Raw genomic sequence first — 23749 nt, forward strand, 5'->3', positions numbered from 1 at the left:
GCGTGATTGGACAGCGTGTCAGGGGTGGGCCATGTCGTCGAATTCGAAGCATCCGTATCATCCGATTATCTATGTGCGCGGTTTTGCCGCCACCCAGGGCGAAATCGAAGATACCGTGGCCGACCCGTATATGGGTTTCAATATCGGCTCCACCAAGGCCCGCGTGGCCTGGACCGGCGACGTCAAACGCTTTTATTTCGAATCGCCGCTCGTGCGGCTGATGAGCGATCACAAGTATCAGGACGTATTCGTCGAAGGCGACGATCTGGTGGCCGCCGAACACAGCCGGCTGCCGATTCCCTATCAGTGCATCGTCATCTATCGCTATTACGACGAAGCCTCGCAGGATTTCGGCGATGCCAGCGTCACGCCGCCGATCGAGCATTTCGCTCGCGGTCTGGACCGGCTGATTCTGCGTCTGCGTGACAAGGTCTGTGCGAATCCCGACAACGGTGTGGCCCCGGATGATTTTCGGGTGTATCTGGTCGCGCATTCCATGGGCGGGCTGGTCTGCCGTGCCTTTCTGCAAAACCCGCAACTGGGCTCGGCGCCCGCGCGACAAGCTGTCGACAAGTTCTTTACCTATGCCACGCCGCATAACGGCATTGACCTGCGCATCGTGCGCAACGTGCCCGGCTGGTTTTCCTTTGGCGACGTGAACAACTTCAATCGCAAGCGCATGGCCGACTATCTGGCCCTGCCCGAAGGCCCGGATGTGTCGCGGGTGGTGAATTTTCCGGCCGATCGCGTGTTCAACCTCGTGGGCACGAACGCCCGCGACTATACGGCGGTGCGTGGGCTGTCGGCCTGGGCGGCCGGTGAGGCCAGTGACGGGCTGGTGCGTATCGATAACGCGACCACGCATGGCGCCGATGCCGACGGCAACGAGGTCGGCTCGCCACGGGCGTTCGTCAATCGCAGCCATTCCGGCTACTACGGCATCGTCAATTCCGAAGAGGGCTACCAGAACCTTACCCGGTTTCTGTTCGGCGGCATGCGCATGGATGGCCATCTCGATATCGATGCGATCACGCTGCCCGCCGAGGTGCAGAAAGAATTCGAGGCCGGGCACAAGGTCCGGGCGTCCTACCAGTTCGAGATCGTGGTGACGCTGCGGGGCTGCCAGTGGGAGATGACCCGCCGTATGGCACGTGAACAGTCGGCGATTTTTCGTACCTACGATGCGCTTTTCCCGGCCGACGCCAATGGGGTGCGCTCACCGGATCGCCGCCAGAGCCCGCATCTGTTCTCTGCGTTTCTCGATCCCGACAAGAGCGTGAAAGCCTCGAAATCGATCAGCTTCGGCTTCGATCTGAAAGTGCTGGTACCGGATTATGAAGTCGATGGCATCGCGTTCTTGAACCGCCACTACGAAGGTGGCTTCATCTATCGCGATCTCATTCTCGTGGAAGCGATACCCGATAAGGACGCGCCCAGCGGCTGGCGGGCGAAATACGGTTTCCAGAGCACCAATCCCGGCAAGCCCGGTATCAGCGCGACCGGACGCGATATCAACCAGGCCGAAAACAACCCCGACGGCCTGCGTTTCGAGATCCCGATTGAGCAGAGCGCCCAGCCGGGTATCCAGGGACGTCTGCGTATCGAAGCCCGTCGCTGGCGCTAGCCGCGTGTAGATGAGGTGGCAGGGCAGGCGAGAAAGAGGCGGAACGCGAGGGTGGCGCTTTTCGGTTCGCCCGGACAAGCGCGTAGGCTGTACCCAGATATGACGCTGGAAATGCCTGTTGCGTGACGGTGAACTGCTCGATGCGCTGGTGGTGGGCGCCGGCTTTTCCGGGCTGACGGCCGCTCGCCGGCTGGCCGCGGCCGGTCAGAGCGTGCGCGTGCTCGAGGCGCGCGATGTCGTGGGGGGCCGCGTACGCGCTGCACGATTGGCTGCACGCACAGTCGACGTGGGCGGCCAGTGGGTGGGCGCCGGCCACGAACGGCTCATGGCCCTGGCGGGCGAGGCGGGGGCGACGCTCGTGGCCCAATACGATCAGGGCAGGCATCTGCTGCAGATCGGCGATCGGCTACGGCGTTTTTCCGGTGTGATTCCGCCGGCCTCGCCACTGGCCTTGGCGGAAACGGCGCTGGCGATGCAGCGTATCGAATGGCTCAAACGCGGCGTTCGTGCCGACGCACCCTGGCAGCACGCCCGTGCCGAACGCCTGGATGCATTGACGCTGGATCAGTGGCGTCGGCGGTGGGTGCGCTCGGCCGGCGCGCGGGCGCTGTTTGATGCCGCCACGCGGGCGATCTTCTGTGTGGAGCCGGCCCAGATTTCCATGTTGGGTTTTCTGCAATACCTGCGTGCCAATCGTAGTCTCGATTATCTGGTGGACACCACCGGCGGCGCGCAGGCGTTCATCGTCGATGGTGGCATGCAGCAACTGGCGCGCTGGTTGGCCGATACGCTCGGCGAAGTCGTGCAGACCGGCGCCGAAGTCGTGGCCATCACCCAGCAGGACGATCGCGTCTCGGTTCGTCTGTCCGACGGCCGCGGCTATCACGCCCGCCGGCTGATCATGGCACTGGCGCCCTCGGCAACGGCGGCGATGACTATCACGCCAGCCTGCGCTGAACGTATCCAGCTGGCCCAGGGCTTGCCGATGGGCTCGGTCATCAAGTGTGTAATTGCCTATCCGCGTGCGTTCTGGCGCGAGGCCGGGCTGTCGGGCGAACTGGTGAGCAACCGCTCGCCGTTGTCGCCGGTGTTCGATGCCAGCCCGGCCGATGAAAGCATGGGCGTGCTCGCCGGTTTCGTGGCCGGGCGCCTCGCCACGCAGTACAGCGGCGATGACGCCGCGCGCCGCGATGCCGTACTTGCAGGGCTTACGAACGCGTTCGGCCCGGCGGCGGCCAAGCCGCTGGACTATGTCGACTATGACTGGACGACGGACCCCTACAGCCACGGCTGCTATGTAGGCGTACCTACGCCCGGCACGCTCAGCCGGCTCTGGCCTGCCTTGCGGCGGCCGACCGGGCGTATCCATTGGGCCGGCACCGAAACCGCGACCGCATGGACCGGGTATATCGAAGGTGCGCTGGAATCCGGCGAACGGGCGGCCGCCGAGGTCGACGCCGCGTTGCGTACCGCCCACTGATCCAGTGCGTTTGTCCAAGCCGCCGCCCGAAACCGCGATCGGCTACACATAAAAAATTCATATTCGGCTGCTAGCGTCCCAGGCTCGACAAGCAGGGGGAACGCCATGAAAAGCCGATGGATTCGTAGCGCGCTGGCCATAGCCGCGTGTTCGCTGGCCTATGTCAGTAGCGCCAATGCCGCGCCCTATGGCTGGAACTACCCGGCACCGATCAAGACACCGAGCGCGGCGGCCGACAACGGCAAGACGGTGCTGTTCGATGTCTCCCACGGGGCTACCCAGGGCAACGCCGACTGGGTGCTCGACGGCGGCTTTTCGGACTTTGCCGATGCGCTGGTGGCACGTGGCTATACCGTGGGCGAATACCGCGGCGTTGACAAGAACGACAACGGCATCATCGATTTCGTCGACGACTACAGCAGCCCGAGCCAGTCGGCGACCGACGCCAACGAGGCCGTCATTACCTATGCCGGCATTCGTCAGGCCAGCGTGCTGGTACTGGCGGAAAGCAACCGCCCCTTCACCCAGGCCGAACAGGATGCGCTCGAGCGCTTCGTGTCCGAGGGCGGCGGCATCTATTTCATTGCCGATCACTACAACGCCGATCGTAATCTGAACACCTGGGATGCCACCGAGGTGTTCAACGGCTACAACCGCTCGGACCTCACCCGCTATAACAAGGGCGGCGCCTACGGCGATCTGCGCAACCCGGGCACGGCAGAGGCCGGCTGGCTGGCCGAGACCTTCGGTGTGCGCTATCGCTTCAACGGCATCGACTGGAAATCGGGTGTCAGCGGTATCGAAGATCCGGCCGCCGTCGAGGGCCTGACCGAAGGCGTGGAGCCGGTCCTCATGGCCGGCGGGGCCACTCTGGCGATCGTGGATGCGAGCCGTGCCAAGGGGCTGGTGTACTTCTCGCCCAGCGACAGCCCCGAGAAGTGGGGCCCGGCGGTCGATCGGGGCATGTATTTCGGCGGCCGCGAGGAAGGCCCGTACGTCGCCATCGCCAAGGCCGGGCAGGGCAAGGCCGCCTTCATCGGCGATTCCAGCCCCATCGAGGACGACACGCCACGCTATCGCCGCGAAGAGAACGGCAACGACAAGAGCACCTACCCAGGCTGGACCGACAGCGGCAACGCCGCCCGGCTGTCGACACAGATCGTCGACTGGCTGGCCACGCCGGAAAGCTATACGCAGTTCGCCAGCGCCGAGCATCCGGCCGGCGAAGCCACGCCTACGCCCATGGCCGACGTGGAGAAATCCGACCCCGACAATGGTTCGCCCTGGCGCCAGCCCGATAGCGGCTACGATCCGTTCGACCCGGCCACCTTTGCCGACGGTGCCTACGGCGCACCGCAGCCGGTGGGTGGCGGTACGTCCTCGCCCGACCCGGATAGCGGCGACGCGGTATCGGTGCGCGAGGCGCTGGCCGCCAGCGAAGGCACCACGCTGACGGCCATCGGGCGTATCACCCGAGCGGTCAACGATCAGTACGCCCTGGAAATGGCCGACCTGGACGACGACTCCGAGCGGATCTACGTCAAGCTCGAGGCCGGCGATCGCGAGCGCTTCAGCCCCCAGAACGATCCGTCGCTGGTCGGCAAGACCCTGCGCGTGACCGGCACCCGCGACGTCTATATCGATGGGCCGAGCCTGGAATCCACCCGCGATCTGGAAATCGTCGATGCCTCGGCCGGCAATGACGCCGGCGAATGCGGCGACGACAACGGCGTGTCGGTGGCCACGGCTCGGGCCGCCTCGAACGGCACCTCGCTGGATGTCGTCGGCCGGGTCATCGAAGGCGTGAACGACCCGTACGCGATGCGCCTGGGCGATCTCGCCGGTAGCGCCACCATTGTGGTCAAGCTCGAATCCGACCAGCGCGGCATGTACAGCCCGGCCAACAACCCCGGCATCGTCGACGAAACCGTCTCCGTGCGTGGCGGCCAGCGCGACGAATATGCCGGCGAGGCCAGCATCGAGTCGGTGGACTCGCTGGCGATCGTTCAGTGCGGCAACTGATCCGCCTTTTATCTACAACTCATATCCCGCGGTTTTTATCATGACTTTTATGCAACGTATGCCCCTGCTGTCGAAAAGCATGCTGGTTTTCAGTGCGCTCGCCCTGGGGGCCGCCCTAAGCGGCTGTAGCGACGACAACAACGACGACACGAGTGCCAACGATAACAGCGACTCGGATTCGCCGGCCGCACAGACGGCGACCGTGGATTTCCGCGTGATGGAAACCACCGATATCCACGCCAACGTCAACGACTACAACTACTACAACGATACGCCGGACCCCGGCATCGGCCTGGTGCGTACCGCCACCCTCGTGCATCAGGCCCGCGAGGAAATGGACGTCACCGGCAACACCATGCTCGTCGACAACGGCGATCTCATCCAGGGCAGCCCGATGGGCGACTGGCGTGCCGCTGAAGGCTTGGCCAAGGGCGAGGTGCACCCGGTCTATACGGCGATGAATACGCTCGACTATGTCGTCGCGAACTACGGCAATCATGAGTTCAATTACGGGCTGGACTATCTGGCCAACGCCGTCGACGATGCCAATTTCGGCTATATCAGCGCCAACATCTTCAAGGACGACGGCGACAACAATCCCGACAACGACGTGCCGTACTTTTCGCCCTACAAGCTGGTCACGCAGTCGTTGACCGACCGCGAGGGCCACCAGCACGAGATCACCGTCGGCTTTATCGGCTTTGTACCGCCGCAGATCATGCAGTGGGATCGTTCCAATCTGGAAGGCACCGTCATCACCAAGGACATCAAGGCCATGGCCGAGCGCTATGTGCCCGAAATGAAGGAGAAAGGCGCCGATCTGGTAGTGGCCATCGCCCATTCCGGCGTGAATACCGAAGACTACGACCCGGCCAAGCGCGCCGAGAACAGCAGCTGGTATCTCGCCGATGTGAAAGGTATCGATGCCATCCTGATGGGCCATGCGCATCTGGTGTTTCCCGGTTCGGCATTTGCCGATACGCCGGGCGTCGATCTGGAGCGTGGCACCATCAAGGGCGTCCCGGCGGTCATGCCCGGTTTCTGGGGCGATCATCTGGGCATCGTGGACTTCACGCTCAACTACGAGCCCGATACCGATGCCTGGCGCGTGGCCGATGCAAAGGCCGTCGCACGGCCGATTTTCGCTGACGGCAAATCGCTGGTCGAAGCCGACGGCACGATCAAGGCGCTCATCGCCAGCGATGATCAGGCCACCCGCGACTACATGAGCCAGCCGCTGGGCGAATCCACCGACGATATCTTCAGTTTCCTGGCGCTGGTCAAGGACGATCCGTCGGTACAGATCGTGGCCGACGCCCAGAAGGCCTACGTGGAGAACCTGATCAAGGGCGACGTCGAACTGCAGGATCTGCCCGTGCTGTCGGCCGCCGCGCCCTTCAAGGCCTGCGATCGGAACGGCATCTGTGCCAACGAAAGCGACTTCACCACCGTGCCCGCCGGTGATCTGACGCTGCGAAACGCCGCCGACCTGTATCTCTACCCGAATACGCTCGTCGCGGTGAAGGTCAGCGGTAGCGAACTCAAGGGCTGGCTGGAATGCTCGGCGTCGCAGTTCTACCAGGTCGACCCCGACTCGAGCGAAGCTCAGCCGCTGGTCAACTACACCGGCTTTCCCACCTATAACTTCGACGTGATCGACGGCGTGACCTATCAGATCGACGTCACCCAGCCGCCGCGTTTCGACCGCAGCTGCCAGGTGATCAACGAAGACGCCAGCCGTATTCGCGAGCTCACCTATAATGGCCAGCCGGTCGCCGACGACCAGGAATTCATCGTGGCGACCAACAACTATCGTGCCAATGGCGGTCAGTTCCCGGGCACCGGCCCCGATCACATCGTGATCAATTCACCGGATGCCAACCGTACGATTCTGGCCGACTACATCCGCGACAATACGCCGGTGACGCCAACCGCGGATGGCAACTGGCGGTTTGCCCCGATTCAGAGCGGCGTGGACCTGACGCTGACCTTCCGCGTACCGAATACCGATCGGGCGCGTAACTTCGTGGCCGAACAATCCATGGCCAGCGACAGCTTCGATGCCCGTTTTCTGCGTGTGAACGACAACGATGAGCGGGTTTACGAGCTGAATCTGCAATAGGCCAGCCCGCCCGAGCCCGCTGCCCGACGTGTTCGGGTAGCGGGTTTTTTTCGTTGAGGCGGCGTTCGGCTGCTGCCCGGTTCCTGCTGCGATCGTGTGTGCCGCATGGTGTGCAAACAGGCATATACTCATTTGCGTGGTTGCAGTCGGCGCCAGGGCGCGGGCAACCGCCGGCTAGCGTGACCGCGCCCCGCGCGGCCTGCGATACGATCGCCACGCCAGCCGCTATTGCCATCGCATGAACAGCCAGGAGCAACGGACATGAGTAAGGGAATGGATCGCAAGAAACAGGGCAAGAAAGCGCCCACGCGTACCCTCAAGGAAAAGCGCGCGGAAAAAGCTGCCAAGGCCGAGGCCAGAAAAACGGTCTAGCCTGAAGCGACGCTCGGACACGGCCATCAACGGCGCGTGTTCGAGCGTTTTGACCGACGCCACTGTTGCGCGCCGGCGGCTAGCGCCCGCTGGCTAGCGCGTGCGTGGCCAGTAGGGTAAAGGCCGCCGCGCAATCTGTCTTTCGCCCTATTCGCGTTTCTTCGCGTTCATGGGCGGACAATCTGCCTGATTGGGCTTAGCCAACTGCGTTTCATGCATAAGCACGACCGGTTTTCGTGCCGTCGCGAGCGCTCGGCGCGAGACCCGGGCGACGGCCCGAGACGCAAAGCATGCCCCGGGCCGGGCGTGGTATCAGCCGTCGGCGGTAATCCGGTCGATGAGTTCCTGGCAGACCTGGTCGGCACGGGCGTTTTCGACCTGACAGGTGCCGGCTGCGGCATGGCCACCGCCGCCGTACTCCAGCATCAGTTTGCCGACATCGGTACGCGAGGATTTGTCGAAGATGCTCTTGCCGACGGCAAACACCGTGTTCTGCTGGCGAAAACCCCACATGACATGCATGGAGATGTTGGTTTCGGGGAACAGGGCATAGATGATGAAGCGATTGCCGGCCCAGATGGTGTCTTCGTCGCGCAGGTCGAGTACGACAAGGTTGTCGTGCACGCTCGCACAGCGTTCGACCTGTGCCTTGAACTTTTCCTGTTGCTCGAAATAGAGCTCCGTGCGTTCCTTGACGTCCGGCAGAGCGAGCACGTCTTCGACCGGGTGATCGAGACAGTAGTCGATCAGCTCCATCATCAGCTGATAGTTGCTGATACGGAATTCGCGAAACCGGCCCAGGCCAGTGCGCGCATCCATGATGAAGTTCATGAGATCCCAGCCCTGTGGGTCCAGCACCTGGTCCTTGGTGAAGTTGGCCGAGTCGCCCCGGTCGACTGCTTCCATCATCTCTTCCGAGATACGCGGAAAGCGTTCCTTGCCGCCGTAATAGTCGTAGACGACGCGGGCCGCCGAGGGCGCTTTCGGATCGATAATGTGGTTATCACGTGCGCCTACGCGCAGGGTTTCCGACGAGTGGTGATCGAAGGCCAGACGCACGCCTTCGACATACGGCAGGTTGGTGGTGATATCGCGATCACTGATCTCGATCTTGCCGTCCTGCATGTCCTTGGGGTGGACGAACTTGATCTCGTCGATCAGCGCCAGTTCCTTCAGAAGCATGGCGCATACGAGACCGTCGAAGTCGCTACGGGTGACAAGACGGTAGGGGTGATCGGCGGTGGTAGTCATATTTGGGATTCCAGCGGAGCAGGTCGGTCAAACGGCAGGCGTGGCTGCGGCGTCTCGGGACGCGCAGCGGCCTGGGTCGCGGCTTTATTAGGGAAGCTCTGCATAACCTCTCGCGGTTCGCGTTCGAGTCCTCAAATGCGTTGCGACAAGGCGTCCGAGCGCAGCGCCTGCCTCATTGGCAGGTCAAGCTCGGCAACGCAGTCGCAGCGCATTTGAGGCCGAACCCCTTCGGGGCCGGGGCTTTGTGCGCGCTTGATCGGCGTCAGTGTTCGCTACCGTGCAACGAGCACGCTACGCTCTCACTTCCTTGTCAATCGCGCGCAAAGCACGCCGGCGCGACCGTGACAGGTTGTGCAGAGCTTCCCTAGATGTCAACGGCCGCGGGGACGATCTCTTGAGCGTGGATGCATGGCATCGACGTTTGAACCTCTATCGGCGGGCCGCTGTACGGGTAAACCGTACGGCCCGGCCATCATGCACGGCTTATCTCGCGACGACAGGCCCGAACGGTTGGCCCGTGGCGAACAATAGCGACGGGCCTGGTGATATCACGGCGTCCGCGAGCACCGTTCAGTCGCCCAGGACGGCGACCCGAAAACGGCGTTTCTTGATGCCGGCCTGGCGCAGCCGATCGCGGGCCGCGACGGCCTGAGCGCGCGCGACGGCAACATAGCTGCGCGCCGGTGTAATTTCGATCTTGCCAACGTCATCGCCATTGAGTGCGCCTTCGCCGGTCAAGGCGCCGAGAATATCGCCCGGTCGCAACTTGTCGCGTCGGCCGCCTTGAATGACCAGCGTCGCCATGGGCGGCTGGGCCCGGGCAGATGCCTGCGTTTGGGGCCAGCGCGTCCAGTTCAGGCGAAAGCCGCCGGCGGCGGCGATACGCTCGGCCCGGTCGCGTTCGCGTGGCGTACACAACGACACGGCCCGTCCCGCTTCGCCGGCACGGCCGGTGCGGCCGATGCGATGCGTGTGGGTATCGATATCGCGTGCCAGATCCAGGCTGACCACCAGCGGTAGTGATGCGATATCCAGCCCGCGTGCGGCCACGTCGGTAGCGACCAGCACGGCACAGCTGCCATTGGCAAAGCGCAGCAATACTTCATCGCGTTCGCGTTGCTCACGATCGCCGTGTAGCGCCAGCGCCGATACACCACGCTGATTCAGATGGGCGCATACGCGGTCGACTTCGTCGCGTCGATTGCAAAACACCAGGGCCTGGGTAAAGGCTTGTCGGCGTTGCTGGGTATCGGCCAGCACCCGATCGAGGGCGCTGAGTTTGTCGGCATCGTCTACCTGATGAAATATCTGGGTGATGCGCAGTGGCTGCTCGGCCGCCGTTGCGGTGATCTGTTGCGGCTCGCGTTGCAGTTGTGCCGATATGCTGCGAATTGCGTCCGGCCAGGTCGCCGAGAACAACAGCGTCTGGCGATCGTGCGGCACGCCTGCAACGATGGCCTCGATATCGTCGATAAAGCCCATATCCAGCATGCGATCGGCTTCGTCGAGTACCAGCGTTTGCAGCGCATGGGTGTGCAGGCTGTCGCGGCGCAGATGTGCGAGCACGCGCCCCGGCGTGCCGACCACGATATGCGGCGGTTGAGCCAGCGATGTCACCTGGGCACGCATCGGCGTGCCGCCGCACAGCGTCATCAGCTTCACGTTTGCGATCGTCGCTGCGAACTGGCGCAGCGCCTGGCCGACCTGATCGGCCAGCTCGCGGGTGGGGCAGAGCACCAGCGCCTGCGTTTCGGCGCGCTCCACGACCAGCTTGTTGAGGAGTCCGAAACCGAAGGCCGCGGTCTTGCCGCTGCCGGTTTCGGCCTGGCCGAGCACGTCCTCGCCGGCAAGTATGGCCGGCAGACTCTGGGCCTGAATCGGCGTCATGTCGGTGAAACCGCGTGCGGCCGCGCTTTCGATCAGTTCGCGCCGCAGCGCCAGGGTAGAAAAGTCGTTCATGCGCCATGATCGCATGCGAACAGCGGCGCGCGCTGTGCCAGGCGAAGGCGCTATTGATGATGTATGAAACGCGGCGGGCTGCGCACAAGCGAGCATGCTGGCCGCCCATGAACGCGAAGACAGGCAAACAAGGCGAAAGATACGACACCGGGACGCCACTCGGCCTGGGGTTCGCGCAGCATGCCGAATTTTTTACATCATCAAGAAGGCACTTATACGTAACCTCGATACATGCCGGGCTGTGGTAACTTTTTTGCGCCGTTTTTTTTGACAACGCCCCAATGAACGACACAGCTGCCAGCAAGCGCCCCGGCCCGATGGCCATTCTTGGCTATTTTTTGCTGGCATTGCCGGCCGCGGCTGCGCCGGCCCTGCTGCTTGGTATTGCGCAATCGGGCGGGCCCCAAAACCGGTTCGAAGGCTCGGGCGGCGTGGACGTGTTCATGTCCATGCTCACGGCCTATGGTTTCACGCTGCTGGTCATTCTCTGTGCCTATTCGGCCTTTCACGGCCGGGCACGCGCGCTGTATATCGCCAATACCGTACTGGCGGTCATGGGGCTCGGGGTGTTGGTCAGCCTGTCCTGGCACGGCGTGATCTGAGCACGCGCGCGCCTTCGCGCAGGATTAACGATCGCCGTCGTGGATCGAGGAAGGATGGCGGCACAATGGCCGTATATCGATCTGCATATAGGGAAACAGCGGCAGCTGGGTAAGCAGTTCGTGAAGCTCGCTGTTGTCGGCCACATCGAAGATGCTGATGTTTTCGTAGGCGCCGGCAATACGCCACAGATGACGCCAGTGGCCGCTTTGCTGCAACGCCTGGGCCAGGGCCTTTTCCCGGGCCTTGAGTTCGGCCGCGGTCTCGGCGGGCATATCGCCCGGCAGGGCGACGCGCATATGGACATGAAAAAGCATGTTGTCTCTTTGTCGAAATGAGGAGGTGAGTGGTTAGGGCCTATCTCGTGACGACAGGCCCTAAAGCGTGTTCCGTCCGTCGAGATAGGCCTGGCGCCAGCGGGTGATCTCGACGCGTTCGAACAGCTCGGCCTTGTAGAACGGGTCGGCTTCGATGAAGGCGCGGGCTTCATCGCGTGTTTCCAGTGCCACCAGATACAGCCCGCCGCTGGCGTGGTCGCCAGCGTCGTCGAGCTTGGCGCCGCAGGCAATCAGCAGATGCATGTTGGCGTCCAGATAAACCAGATGCTCGTCGCGTACGGCCAGACGCAGATCGTGGTGGTTCGGTTTATCGAAGGTTTCGATCATATAAGGCATGGGTCATCGCTCCTCAGGCAGAGATAAAGCCCCACAACAACACGGTGGTGCCGAAGATGAAACCCAGATAGAACAGCACGAGCACCATATAGCCCATGACGTCGCGTAGCTTGAGCCCCGAGATCGCGAGTACCGGCAACAGCCAGAACGGCTGGACCATGTTCGTCCACTGGTCGCCGATCTGCACCGCCAGCGCGGTCGCCGGTTGGGAGGCGCCCAGCGATTTGGCGGCCTCGACCATCACCGGGCCCTGCACGGCCCACTGGCCGCCGCCGGACGGGGCCAGCAGGTTGACGATGCCGCCACTGATGAACGACCAGATCGGCAGCGTTTCGGCGGTCGAAATACCCACGAATGCCTGGGCGAATGAGGTGACCAGACCCGACCCGGTCAGGATGGCCATGATACCGGCATAGAACGGGTACTGAACGATGATCCCGGCGACGATGCGCACGCCGTCATTGAGCGCGCCCAGGTATTTCTGGGGCGAGGCGAACAGCAGAATGCCTAAAAAGACGAAGGCGAAATTGAGGATGTTCAGGTTCAGCGAGCCGCCGTCGTAGAAATGCAGCAGGACATAGATCAGCCCCAGCAGGCCGATGCCGATACCGATCGCCGGGCTGTCGTTGAGCCGTTCGGCGACCGTGTTCTTCGGCGTGGGCAGGCCCTGGTCGGGGGTGTCGCCGGCCGCGCCGTCATCCATCTTGATCTCGATGATGTCTTCATCGCGCTTGGGGTGCATCCAGGCGTTGAAGAACGGCAGGGTCACGAGCACGGCGATCGTTGCCCCCAGTACGAACGGCGAGAAGATGGTGTCGCCCAGCGAGACGATGCCGATCTGGTCCTCGAGAAAATGACCCGGCGTGGCCAGTAGCAACGGCACCGTGCCCGACAGGCCGATGCCGTACAGGGCGAAACCCGAGTAGGCCGCAGAAATGACCAGCGGGTAATGCAGCCCGCGCACGTTCATTGCCAGTTTCTGGGCGACCAGACTGCCGATGACCAGGCCGAACCCCCAGTTCAGCCAGCTGCCGATACCGCCGACCAGGGTGGCCACGACAATGGCCATGAATGGTGTCGACACGCTGGCGGCAATACGCCCGAGCACGCTGTCGACGAGCGGTGTCTTGGCCAGGATATAGCCGGCGAGCAGGATCACCGTCATCTGCATGCTGAAGGCCAGCAGATCCCAGAAGCCATCGCCCCAGTCGTTGAGTGCCTGGACCGGATTGGCGCCCTCGATGGCGACCGCGAGTACGAGCGTCAGCGCGGTCAGCAGGATGGCGATCACGAGCGGGTCGGGCAGGTAGCGGTTGACCAGCCGGGTGAAGAAATTGGCTATCTGGTTCATTCACATCACTCAAGGTCGAGCGGAACACGGGACGCGTATTTGTTCGCTGGGCGAACGATCGTTCGCATCCGAGACGGTTGGCTAACCTTCCAGATGTGGTCAAGCCTTGGAATACGACTTTGGTCGTAGAGAAGAGGTCGGTTTCGCGTGTTTCAATCGCCGGCCTCGTTTGTCGCTTGCAGGAGCCGGATATGCCCGAGTTCAAAAAACGCCCGGTTGGGGCCAACTGGGGCGACTACGGCGCCGACGACCAGCTTGGCCGGGTCAACCTTTTGAATGAAAAGCAGGTATTGAAAGGCGTGGCCGAAGTACGCGCCGGGCGTACCTTCTGCCTGTCGTTGCCGCTCGATCTACCCGGCTCGAATGCCCTCAACCCGCGACGATTCCCGCCGCGCCTGGCGCCGACCTGCCTGGGTGATGACCGCTATATCAATTTCGCCCTGGCCAATAACGATCCGCGTTTGTGCGACGTGGTCAGCGACGACGAAGTCCGGCTATCGCTGCAGTACTCCTCGCAATGGGATTCGCTGGCCCATGTGGGCGCGCTGTTCGATGCCGACGACGACGGCGAGGCGGAGATGCGTTATTACAACGCCCATCGCGCCGACACCGATGTGTGTTCCCATACGGCCGATGATGCCTGGCACGGCAGCTATGCCCGGCGCCTGGGTATCGACAACTTCGCCGCGCACGGCATGCAGGGGCGCGGTGTGCTGATCGACCTGGTTCGCGTGTTCGGGCGCGAGCGCTGCGTGATCGGCTACGACGAACTCATGCAGGCGATCGAGGCCCAGAAGGTCACGATCGAGGCCGGCGACATGCTCGTGCTGCGTACCGGCTTCGCCGAAGCGATCGTGGCCATGCAGGGCGAGCCCGATATCGACGTGCTGCGAAATACGGGCGCCGTGCTCGATGGCCATGACACGCGTCTATGCCAGTGGATCACCGACAGCCAGATCGCCACCCTGGCCGCGGATAACTATGCGGTCGAGAACCTCGACGATCCGCTGGGCCCGCATGTGCATGCAAAGATGCCGCTGCATCATCATTGCCTGTTCAAGCTCGGCCTGCCCCTGGCTGAGCTCTGGTATCTGCAGGCGCTGGCGGACTGGCTGCATGCCAACGATCGCTCTCGGTTTCTGTTGACCGCGCCGCCGCTGCGTTTACCCGGCGCGATCGGTTCGCCCGTGACCCCGATTGCCACGGTCTGATCGATCAGCGCAGAACCGATCCGGCCGGCGGGCTAGGCGAATGCGCTGGCGAGATCCAGATAGTCGCCGCTGTGCTCGCGAATGGTGCGGCCCTGATCGAGAATCTCACGCGACACATCGCGAAAATGCGGGCGTTCGGCCATGGTGTCGAGCCAGCGTGCAACATGCGCGAAACCGGTGAACCGATAGCCCACGGCGGCGATCTGGTAGAGCTCGCAGGCGATGGCGAGATCGGCCAGATCCGGGTGATCATGCCCGCATAGCGTAGGCGTGGGCCCGGTCTGGCCGGCGAGCTGGCGTTCGAGCTGGGCCAGGCCGCCCCGCAGGCCGTCCTGTAAGGGCTTGAGCTTGTTCGCCTGCAGCTCGTACTTGAGCATGGGCAGAGTCAAATGCAGGTTCATGATGTCGTGGAACATGTCGAAGGCACGCACGTTGTTGTGGTGCCAGGCCAGCCAGGTATCGGTGCGCGCGCAGCGCAGGGCATCATCGGTGGCATACCAGTGCGCGCTGGCTTCGCGATCGGGCGCGATACGACAGAGATAGCGCATGATCGCCTGGCTTTCAGCCAGCCGCGAGGGCGCGGTCTCGGGCGCCGCGTCATCGGCCTCGACTACCAGCGCGGGGATGGTTTCGAAGGCGTTGATGTGCCGAGCGAACCAGGCTTGCCGTGTTTCGCCGTTGGCGAAATCCACCGCATGCCAGGTATACGGAATCGCCAGTTCGCGCAGCAGGATTTCCACCGCGCGGCTGGGTTGCGACAGCCGGTGTGCGTACAGGTCGATCTTCATGGCCGGCCCCGCGTTATGACATGAGTGCCGCGCGTGTTCAGGCGCGCGTTGAAACCGGCCCGGACCGTCGTACCCATCAGGATTTTTGCTGGCCCAACGCTTCGACGACCGCGTTGGCGTTATCGAAATGATCGCCTTCGAAAGCGCGCAACTGTTCGAGCAGATCGGCCGGTGCGCCGTTACCGGCAGCCACGCCGGCCAGTTCGCCGCCGGTGGCCGGAAAGTTGGCGTCTTCGAGATAGCTAGCGAGATCAATCGGGTCGTTGCTCATGACCATTTCCTTGTTGCGGGACGGAGCGTGCGCCGTTATCCGGGACGAATTGCTTGTGGCCTGAGCACCCCAGTAGGGATGCATCAACATGGCCAAGGCCGTTAGCCAAACAGACTTGCGCAGCGGGGTCAGTCCGTAATACTGCGCAGGGTGTGCCCCCGTGGCGTATAAGCGCGGCGCCGCATCGCGTATTCGCGCACAATGACCGGCGTTCAATAAGCGAGCCTCGCCCGGCGGGCGACAAGCCATCGAAAAGCACAACGAACGGTTGCCCGTATTGCTTTTGATGGCGCTTGAAACGCCCCGGCAAAATCAGCTGTTCGGGGGCTACGATTCGTCACGGCTGCAGGAAGTAGCATGCGCGCGATCTTTGTTCGAGGTGAAACCATGCACTGGCCGGGTGTGCGGCTATGTTCGGCGCTCCTGGTGGCGATCGTGGCCGCTCAGGCGGTCACACTGCTCGCCATGGGCCATCCGTTGATCTGCGAATGCGGCCATGTCGCGCTCTGGCACGGCGCGGTCTCGGGTTCGCAGACATCGCAGCATCTGACCGACTGGTACAGCTTCACCCACGTGGAACACGGGTTGTTGTTCTACGCATTGCTCATGCTGCTGTTGGCCGGCACGCCGTTTCGGGGCATCGTGCTGATCGCCTTCGGCATCGAAGCCGTCTGGGAAGTCGTCGAGAACACGCCGTTCATCATGGATCGCTATCGCCAGACCGCGCTCGCGGCCGGCTATTTCGGCGACAGCGTGGTCAACTCCGTGGGCGATACGTTGTCGATGGCGCTCGGACTGGTCATTGCCCGGTTCGCGCCGTTGCGCCTATCGCTGGCGCTGGTGGTGATCATGGAATGCGTACTGCTGTATGCGATTCGCGACAATCTCACCCTGAATATCATTCAGTTGATCTACCCCATCGAGGCGATCAACCAGTGGCAGGCGGGCGGCTAGGCGCGTTCCTGATAGTGCGTCACGCCAACGCCGGGCGCGCATAAAGGCGCAGATGCCTGCCCAGAGGCCAGTGTGCTGGCAGCCCGTCCTGAGCATGCGATGATGAGCGCTCATATGCCGCCAGACCGCGCGAGTTTGCTGCCATGACGAATGCCACCCCGCGTTTTTTCAGACCCCCGAGTTTCCTGGCCCGTGTCGCCCTTGTCGTGGCTTGTGTCGGCCTGCTCTCAGCCTGCGGTAGCGACGATGACGAAGGCTCGGCGGCCGCGGCCCCCGAGGTGAGCGAAACCGATACAACCATCGCGGCCGATGACAGCCAACTGCGTTGCCCGGGCGGCGATGCGCTGATCGCACGGGTACGCGCCTTGCAGGCGAAGTCCGATCCGCAAGCGACACGGCGCTGGGTTGCAGATGTGCTGGCGGGGCCCGAGCGTTCGGGCTGTGCCAGTTTCAAGACCCTGGACGACGCTCAGACCGAACGCTATGTGACGCTGCTCTATGACGGGGACGCGCGGATGTCGCCAGCTCTGGCCTTGCATCAGACCCCGGCGGCCCAGAAAGTCATTCTGCACGCCTATCGCGAGGACCCGGACGCGGTGACCGACAACGCCGGGCTGGCCGCGGCCGTGGCGATGGCCCAGATCCAGCAGGGCAAAAGTTACGAGGCTGCCTATCGCGATCTGGCCTTTGCCGCGCTCAACGACGGGATCGATGCTGGTTATGTGCGCGGTTATCTGACCCATTTCGGCTGCGGCTACGAAGACGCGGTCTGGGCGGCCAAGACCCGCGAACGGATCGATTTTCTGGCCGGCGATGCGTTTCCTGCCAGCACCCGCGCAGGCGATGCACAAAAATCGCAACTCATTGAAGACCGCATGGCCCTGCTCAAGCAGGGCGAAGTGCCGCAATTGCGCGCCGATTGCCCGTTGAGCACGCGCTACGCGGCCGATCACAATGGCGATACGCTTACGCGCCTGAAGCTCAAGGCCCAGCAACTCAGCGACTCGCTGCGCGCCACCTTCGACGGCTACGCCGAGCGCTTTACCCATGACGACAGCGATAACGACCACAGCGGCAACGCCAAGGCCCGCCCGCACAGCAACTGGACGCTGGAAAAATTCGAGCGCCAGATGGCCGAACAATATGCCGCGCTGGAAGACTTCGCCCGCCAGAGTGGCGACCTGGCCAGCGCGCGCTGGCAGTTCTGTGCCAATCGCTTCGATCGCAGCTTCGATTTCGAGGCCATCGCCGACTGTGTGAAAGCCCAGCCAACGCCCGCCGAACAGGATAAAGCGCAGTCGTCCGACAAGCGCTAACGCCACGCACGTGGGCAATTCAACGGATTGCGGTGGCACGGCCGACGCCCGACAGTAGGCAGCCTTCATTCAGGCCGCCAGCGCGCTGCGCAACCGCGGTGCGACGCCCGTGTTCGTCCCGCGGGCGATCACGCCGTCGACGGCACCACCGGGAGCCACCCGTGATCTCGTTCATGAATCGATCGTTTGGGCTGGGCGTTAACAGCATCCTGCCGCGTACGGATTTTCCCCGCGCGAAGCAGGTCGATCTCGACCGTTATATGCGCGACTGGTACGTGATCGCGCATAAACCGCCGTCGATTACCCGGACCGCGCACAACGCCGTCGAGCGCTATCGGCGAGCGGGTGACGACCGGGTCGATGTGACCTTCACCTTTCGAAAAGGCGGCTTCAACGCCCGGCAAAAACGCATGCGCCCGACCGGCTATGTCGTGCCCGGTACCGGCAATGCGGTGTGGGCCATGCAGTTCATCTGGCCGATCAAGATGCAGTTCGTCATCGCCTACGTGTCGGCCGATTATCGGCATACCATTGTCGCCCGCGAACGCCTGGATTTCGTGTGGATCATGTCCAGTGAGCCGACGATCGAAGCCGACGACTACAATCGCCTGGTCGAACGCGTCGCACGCATCGGCTACAACCCGTCCCATCTGCGCGTCGTACCCCAGCAAAAGCGCTAGCGCGACGCCGACGCCTGATGGCGTAAGCGCGCGTTTTTTACCTGTTGCGGCGTGGCTGTACCCCGGTCTAGAGTCGCGACAGGGGGAGGATGCGCGAGCTGGGGGGCGATATGGCGCGTCGACGCAGGTCCAGAATGAGGCGGCGCGTGCGCCGCGCGCTCGCCGCACTCGCGGTTCGGCCCTGGTTGGCCTGGCTACTTGCCGGGCTGGCCGGCTTCGTTTTCATTGGCTATGGCCTGGGCGGCCTGGCGGGCTTGTACGAAGCGTATCCGGATGCGCTGGGGCGCCCCGCGCATGGCGAGCTGTTCGTTGCACTGGCCTGGCTATGGCTGATCGGGTGCTGGATAACGGCGGTCGTGGTGCCCCTAAGACGGCGGTGGCGACATCGAAGACGGCGCCGGCGACGGCATCGATCGCGCCGCCAGCGTCCAACGCCCTATGTATCCGCGCCGCGCTCGAAGGTCCAGACGCCGAAATCGCCCGACATCTACACGGCCACGCCCGCCGCGGTCAGCGAGCCGAACATTGCCCAACTTGGGGCGCGCGAGTTCGAACAACTCATCGCGGCGTCTTTTCGGCGCAAGGGCTTCGAGGTCGAATTCACGCCCGAGCACGAACGCGCCGGCATCGATCTGGTGCTGCGCGAGCGCAACAAGGTGCTGCTGGTTCAATGTCGACACGGTAGCGACGCGTCTGTGGATGTTGCCATCGTGCGTGAACTGGTCGACCTCGTGGATACCCGCAAGGGCCAGAAGGCTATTCTGGCGACGGCCAGTCGCCTGAGGCCGGCTGTCCATGCCTTCTGCCGGGCGCATTCGATTCATGCGCTGGATATCGACCGGCTGCTGCTGTTCGCCGACCCGGCAGCCATGCCGCCCCTGGAAAAACGCCGGGACGACCCGGTGGATACCGGCGTTGACGGGGGCGATCCCACGGCTTCCACGGGCTGAGCCTTTGCATGCGCACATTGACAGCAGAAAAACGCGCGGCTACTTTTGCGCCTTCTGATTATTCGGATTGTGCTGTAGGCATTCGATGACATTCGCATTCGCCCACGTAGTCGTAGCGCTCACCCTGGTGGTACTCGTAACCGCCGGGGGCGCTGGCGTGGGCGACAGGATGATCTAGACAGCACATTCCGATCGCGACGCAGGCCCCCGGCACCGCAAGGTTCCGGGGGCTTTTTTTTGTCTTTGACCAGGGCGATTTTCAGGTGAACGCAGCACAACAGATTTTGCAGATACTCACGGGCCACGGGATCGATACCGTGTTCGGCTACCCGGGCGGGTGCATCATGCCGCTCTACGATGCGCTGGTCGACGATGACCGGATTCGGCATGTGCTATGCCGCCACGAGCAGGCCTGTGCGCTGGCCGCCGACGGCTATGCCCGCGCCAGCGGGCGCGTGGGTGTGTGTATTGCAACCTCGGGGCCGGGGGCCACCAATCTGATTACCGGTGTCGCCAATGCCCATCGCGACTCGGTGCCGCTGGTGGTGATCACCGGCCAGACGCCCTCGGCACTGATGGGTACCGATGCCTTCCAGGAAGTCGATGTGTTGGGCATGACGCTGGATATCGTCAAGCACAGTTATCTGGTGACCGACGCCAGCACGCTGGCAGCAACGCTCGACGAGGCCTTTGCATTGGCCGCGTCGGGCCGGCCCGGGCCCGTCTGGATCGATATCCCCAAGGATGTGCAACTAGCCGAAGTCGACGCCGACTATCGTGCGGCCTCGATCAGCGCCGCCGAATACCGGTCATGGGCAACGGCGGAGCCCGCGATCGACAGCGCGCTCGCACTGCTGCGCTCGGCGCAACGACCCCTGCTGTACAGCGGCGGCGGCGTGAGCAAGGCCAATGCAGAAGCCGCCTTTCGCGAGTTCGCCGCCGTTGCAGCCATGCCGCATGTGAATACGCTCAACGGCATCGGCAATCCGGGCCGCGATTGTCCTGATCATCTGGGCATGTTGGGCATGCACGGTTCGCGGGCGGCCAATCTCGCCGTGCATGACTGCGATCTGCTGGTGGTCGTCGGTGCCCGGCTTGATGATCGTGCCACCGGGCGTCTGGGCGGCTTCGCCCCGAACGCACGGCTGTTGCATATCGATATCGATGCGGCCGAATTCAACAAGTTGCGGTGTGCCAGCGCGGTCGTGCAGGGGGATCTGAACGCCGTTCTGCCCGCACTCACGCAGGCGCTGCGTACGGCGCCGCTGGCCATCGATGCCTGGCGCCGGCAGTGCCGGCAATGGCGGGCGCTGCATGGCTTTGCCGTGCCCCCACAGGCGGGTCATGCAATCAGCGGCCCGGCCTTTGTTCGCGCGCTATCGGATCAGGCGCCGCCGGGTACGACCGTGGCCTGCGATGTGGGCCAGCATCAGATGTGGGTGGCGCAATATTTCGACTTTTGCGCACCGCGCTGTCATTTGAGCAGTGGCGGTCTCGGCACCATGGGCTACGGCTTGCCGGCTGCGATCGGCGCCCAGTTCGCCCATCCGCAACGACCGGTGGTCAACGTCGCCGGTGATGGCTCGTTTTTGATGAACCTGCAGGAGCTGGCCACCGTCGGTCGCTATGGTCTGCCGGTAAAGATCGTGGTGCTCGACAACGCCTGTCTGGGCATGGTGCGCCAGCAGCAGGAACTGTTTTACGACAACCGCGAAAGTCAGATCGACCTCGACGACAACCCGGATTTCGTGATGCTGGCCCGGGCTTTCGGTATCGCGGCCGAGTCGATCTGTCGTGCCGCGGATATGCCGGCAGCCATCGATCGCCTGTTTGCCCATACCGGACCCTGTTTGCTGCATGTCGCGGTGGCTCGGGCAGGCAACGTCTGGCCGATGGTGCGTGCCGGCAGCGCCAATATCGACATGATCGACGCCCCGCCCGCGGGCCGACATGACCACGTGACCCCCATTGCCACAGCCGGAGCCTAGTTCGATGTCCATGAACGATAAACCTTTACATACAATGACCTGCTGCATTAAGCCGGAAACAGCAGCCCTGGAGCGGATACTGCAGGTGGTGCGTAAACGCGGGTTCTCGGTCGAGCGTTTCACGGCCGAACACGACAAGGGACGGCTGCGCATCCGGCTGTCGTGTTCCGGCAGCCGTTGTCCGGACATGTTGCGTGCGCAGCTGGACAAGCTCCACGGCGTGCAGTCGGTGTGTCTGTTGCCCGGGGCATCGACGGCCTCCAATGATCGATTGTCGGCGGTGATGCCGGCGCAATCTGCGGTGTGACAGCGGGCGACGCCACCCGGCCTGGGCCATGCCGTCGACCGGGATGATCTGAACTACGTTGGAATGCGGATTGATTTATAGCGGCGGCGCTTTCAGGGTTTCGAGTCGCGTGGGCGACAGCCCGCGTGGCGTTTTCGCTTCGATAATGGAGGATGTATGCCGGAATTGGGACTGGCAGTGATCGACACGTCCGTACAGCAAACCAACCGCTGGTTGGGCGCGATCATGGCCGATATGGACACCGACGATAAGCAGTTCGCGTTTCAGGCGCTCAGATCGGTGCTGACCACGCTGCGTGATCGCCTGCCGATCGATGTCGCCGCGAATCTCGGTGCCCAGCTGCCGCTGCTCGTGCGCGGCGTCTATTACGACGGCTATGTGCCGGCCGACACGCCGACCACGTATCGCCGCGCCGAGGACTGGCATGCGGCCGTGGCTGCCGCAGGCGACAATCTCGACGGCGCACAGCTCGAACGCGCATCGCGTGCGGTGCTGGGCGTGCTCGAAGACGAGCTTGATGCCGGCATTGTCGCCAAGGTGGCCGATTCCCTGCCGGACGACGTGCGCTCGGCGGTGTCGATCTAGCCGCGAAACGGCTGCACAGGGTCAGCGTCGAACGCTGGCCGGATAAAAGCGCGTTCGACTGTGGCAAAGTAGCGTCGGTTCGTTGACAAGCGAGGGGTCGATGTTCAGCCAAGCCACACCGTACGTGCTCTACGGCGCGCCGCATTCGCTCTATACGGGCAAGGCGCGCTGTTATTTGCGCAATCAGGGCATCGCCTATGTCGAACGCCCGACCTCGCACCCGGATTTCGTCGCGCGTATTGCGCCGGCGCTCGGGCGGGCGATCATTCCGGTATTGGAAACGCCCGACGGCGAAATCATTCAGGATACGATCGATATCATCGATTACTTCGAGCGTCGTGGTGACGTTCGCCCGGTCTATCCGAGCACACCGCTGCAGCATGTGGTAGCGGTGATTATCGAGTATTTCGGTTGCCAGGCGATGCGCAAGCACGCCATGCATTACCGCTGGTCGTATCTGCCCGAACAGCGCGATTTTCTCTGGCATGCGTTCGTCACCGGTTCGGGTGAGGCCGTGGCCGAGAAGGTCATGGGACGGATGCATTCCTATCTGCCCGCGCTCGGTGTGACCGAGCAAACCGCGCCCTTGATCGAGCGCTCCTACGAAACCCTGCTGGATACGCTCGAAGCGCATTTCGCGGTCATGCCGTATCTGCTGGGAGGCCGGCCGTCGATCGCCGATTACGGCCTGATTGCCCCGTTGTTCGCCCATCTCGGCCGTGATCCGGTGCCGGCGGCGATCATGAAGCAACGCGCACCGCGGGTGTTTCGCTGGGTGGAGCGCATGAATGCGCCCGGCCTGGATACCGTCGAATACCCCGAACAGGCGTCGGCTTTCGTGGCCGACGATACGATCCCGCCTTCGCTGGAGCCGTTTTTACGCCATGTCGCCGAGGATATCTTCCCCGAACTCGACGACAAGCTGGATTTTTTCGATCGCTGGATCGCCGAACAGCGCCCGGCCGACGGCCGGCCGGTCGCCGACAAGCCCCACCGCCGTCAACTGGGCACCGTGAATACCCAGTATCGCGGCGTGCCGATCGAAGTCGGGGCCGAGCCGTATCTGTTGTATGTGCTACAGCGCGCGGCCGATACGATGGCCATCGTCAACGACGAAGCCGCAGCGCGGGTCGGCACCCAGCTCGAACGCCTGGGCCTGGCGCGTGCCGTGCCCAGCGGGCGTGATTATCGGGTGGCCCGCGAAAACAACATCGAGGTCTGGCGCTTCGATTAGCCTGGGCGTC

Annotated in this window: 21 protein-coding genes; 14 read left to right on the top strand and 7 right to left on the bottom strand. The window is 63.3% G+C overall.

The genetic code is table 11. The features are described from left to right. The first annotated feature begins 31 nt into the window (after positions 1-31). The 4 genes from T5B8_RS03920 (at position 32) to T5B8_RS03935 (ending at position 7248) form a co-directional block, all read left to right on the top strand. Positions 32-1624, top strand: coding sequence for a PGAP1-like alpha/beta domain-containing protein (locus T5B8_RS03920; protein ID WP_353176406.1), 1593 nt, complete (start codon positions 32-34; stop codon positions 1622-1624). Between the two features lie 118 nt (positions 1625-1742). Further along, complete coding sequence (locus T5B8_RS03925; protein WP_353176408.1) at positions 1743-3104, top strand: flavin monoamine oxidase family protein; 1362 nt, start codon at positions 1743-1745, stop codon at positions 3102-3104. Between the two features lie 105 nt (positions 3105-3209). Then, positions 3210-5126, top strand: a complete 1917-nt coding sequence (locus tag T5B8_RS03930; protein ID WP_353176410.1) for a hypothetical protein — start codon at positions 3210-3212, stop codon at positions 5124-5126. A 40-nt stretch (positions 5127-5166) separates the two neighbouring features. After that, the gene (locus T5B8_RS03935; RefSeq protein WP_353176412.1) at positions 5167-7248 is read left to right on the top strand and encodes a bifunctional 2',3'-cyclic-nucleotide 2'-phosphodiesterase/3'-nucleotidase; all 2082 of its coding nucleotides are present in this window, start codon (positions 5167-5169) and stop codon (positions 7246-7248) included. A gap of 684 nt (positions 7249-7932) precedes the next feature. On the opposite strand, the gene T5B8_RS03940 is transcribed toward T5B8_RS03935, so the two are convergent. Together T5B8_RS03940 and dbpA are read right to left on the bottom strand one after the other, a co-directional pair. Beyond that, positions 7933-8871, bottom strand: coding sequence for an exopolyphosphatase (locus T5B8_RS03940; RefSeq protein WP_353176414.1), 939 nt, complete (start codon positions 8869-8871; stop codon positions 7933-7935). Positions 8872-9441: 570 nt separating this feature from the next. Then, positions 9442-10830 carry an ATP-dependent RNA helicase DbpA gene (gene dbpA / locus T5B8_RS03945; protein WP_353176416.1) on the bottom strand — a complete coding sequence of 463 codons (1389 nt, stop codon included), beginning with the start codon at positions 10828-10830 and terminating at the stop codon, positions 9442-9444. A 281-nt stretch (positions 10831-11111) separates the two neighbouring features. Here dbpA and T5B8_RS03950 point away from each other — a divergent pair, with 281 nt between their 5' ends. After that, positions 11112-11432, top strand: coding sequence for a hypothetical protein (locus T5B8_RS03950; RefSeq protein WP_353176418.1), 321 nt, complete (start codon positions 11112-11114; stop codon positions 11430-11432). 24 nt (positions 11433-11456) lie between these two features. Here the strand turns inward: T5B8_RS03950 and catC are convergent, their stop codons facing one another. Genes catC through T5B8_RS03965 form a run of 3 tightly spaced genes read right to left on the bottom strand, consistent with a single transcriptional unit; the run spans position 11457 to position 13455 of the window. Continuing rightward, on the bottom strand, positions 11457-11747 hold the full coding sequence (catC, locus tag T5B8_RS03955) for a muconolactone Delta-isomerase (protein WP_353176419.1): 291 nt from the start codon (positions 11745-11747) through the stop codon (positions 11457-11459). A 60-nt stretch (positions 11748-11807) separates the two neighbouring features. Further along, on the bottom strand, positions 11808-12104 hold the full coding sequence (locus tag T5B8_RS03960; RefSeq protein WP_353176421.1) for a YciI family protein: 297 nt from the start codon (positions 12102-12104) through the stop codon (positions 11808-11810). A gap of 13 nt (positions 12105-12117) precedes the next feature. Continuing rightward, positions 12118-13455, bottom strand: coding sequence for a short-chain fatty acid transporter (locus T5B8_RS03965; protein ID WP_353176423.1), 1338 nt, complete (start codon positions 13453-13455; stop codon positions 12118-12120). Between the two features lie 191 nt (positions 13456-13646). Between T5B8_RS03965 and T5B8_RS03970 the strand changes: the two genes are divergently transcribed. Beyond that, positions 13647-14666, top strand: coding sequence for a cyclase family protein (locus tag T5B8_RS03970; protein ID WP_353176425.1), 1020 nt, complete (start codon positions 13647-13649; stop codon positions 14664-14666). Positions 14667-14698: 32 nt separating this feature from the next. On the opposite strand, the gene T5B8_RS03975 is transcribed toward T5B8_RS03970, so the two are convergent. Both T5B8_RS03975 and T5B8_RS03980 read right to left on the bottom strand, forming a co-directional pair. Next, the gene (locus T5B8_RS03975; RefSeq protein WP_353176427.1) at positions 14699-15454 is read right to left on the bottom strand and encodes a glutathione S-transferase family protein; all 756 of its coding nucleotides are present in this window, start codon (positions 15452-15454) and stop codon (positions 14699-14701) included. A gap of 76 nt (positions 15455-15530) precedes the next feature. Further along, a complete protein-coding gene (locus tag T5B8_RS03980; protein WP_353176429.1) occupies positions 15531-15725 on the bottom strand; it encodes a DUF2795 domain-containing protein in 195 nt (64 codons plus the stop codon). A 357-nt stretch (positions 15726-16082) separates the two neighbouring features. Between T5B8_RS03980 and T5B8_RS03985 the strand changes: the two genes are divergently transcribed. From T5B8_RS03985 to T5B8_RS04020, 8 genes are all read left to right on the top strand, one after another. Further along, positions 16083-16679, top strand: coding sequence for a DUF2585 family protein (locus T5B8_RS03985; protein WP_353176431.1), 597 nt, complete (start codon positions 16083-16085; stop codon positions 16677-16679). A 143-nt stretch (positions 16680-16822) separates the two neighbouring features. Continuing rightward, entirely contained in the window at positions 16823-17995 is a 1173-nt protein-coding gene (locus tag T5B8_RS03990) for a hypothetical protein (protein ID WP_353176433.1), read from the top strand. A 173-nt stretch (positions 17996-18168) separates the two neighbouring features. Further along, entirely contained in the window at positions 18169-18675 is a 507-nt protein-coding gene (locus T5B8_RS03995) for a lipocalin family protein (protein WP_353176435.1), read from the top strand. A gap of 146 nt (positions 18676-18821) precedes the next feature. After that, positions 18822-19625 (top strand): restriction endonuclease, encoded by an 804-nt coding sequence (locus T5B8_RS04000; RefSeq protein ID WP_353176437.1) that lies wholly within the window; start codon positions 18822-18824, stop codon positions 19623-19625. Between the two features lie 263 nt (positions 19626-19888). After that, positions 19889-21613: an acetolactate synthase 2 catalytic subunit gene (gene ilvG / locus T5B8_RS04005; RefSeq protein ID WP_353176439.1), complete on the top strand. Its 1725-nt coding sequence runs from the start codon at positions 19889-19891 to the stop codon at positions 21611-21613. Between the two features lie 4 nt (positions 21614-21617). Beyond that, entirely contained in the window at positions 21618-21920 is a 303-nt protein-coding gene (locus tag T5B8_RS04010; RefSeq protein ID WP_353176441.1) for an ACT domain-containing protein, read from the top strand. 156 nt (positions 21921-22076) lie between these two features. Beyond that, positions 22077-22505, top strand: a complete 429-nt coding sequence (locus T5B8_RS04015; protein ID WP_353176443.1) for a DUF2267 domain-containing protein — start codon at positions 22077-22079, stop codon at positions 22503-22505. Between the two features lie 100 nt (positions 22506-22605). Beyond that, positions 22606-23739 carry a glutathione S-transferase N-terminal domain-containing protein gene (locus tag T5B8_RS04020; protein WP_353176445.1) on the top strand — a complete coding sequence of 378 codons (1134 nt, stop codon included), beginning with the start codon at positions 22606-22608 and terminating at the stop codon, positions 23737-23739. Positions 23740-23749 lie beyond the last annotated feature (10 nt).

This window comes from Salinisphaera sp. T5B8 (genome assembly GCF_040361255.1).
In the GTDB taxonomy this organism is placed as follows: Bacteria; Pseudomonadota; Gammaproteobacteria; order Nevskiales; family Salinisphaeraceae; genus Salinisphaera.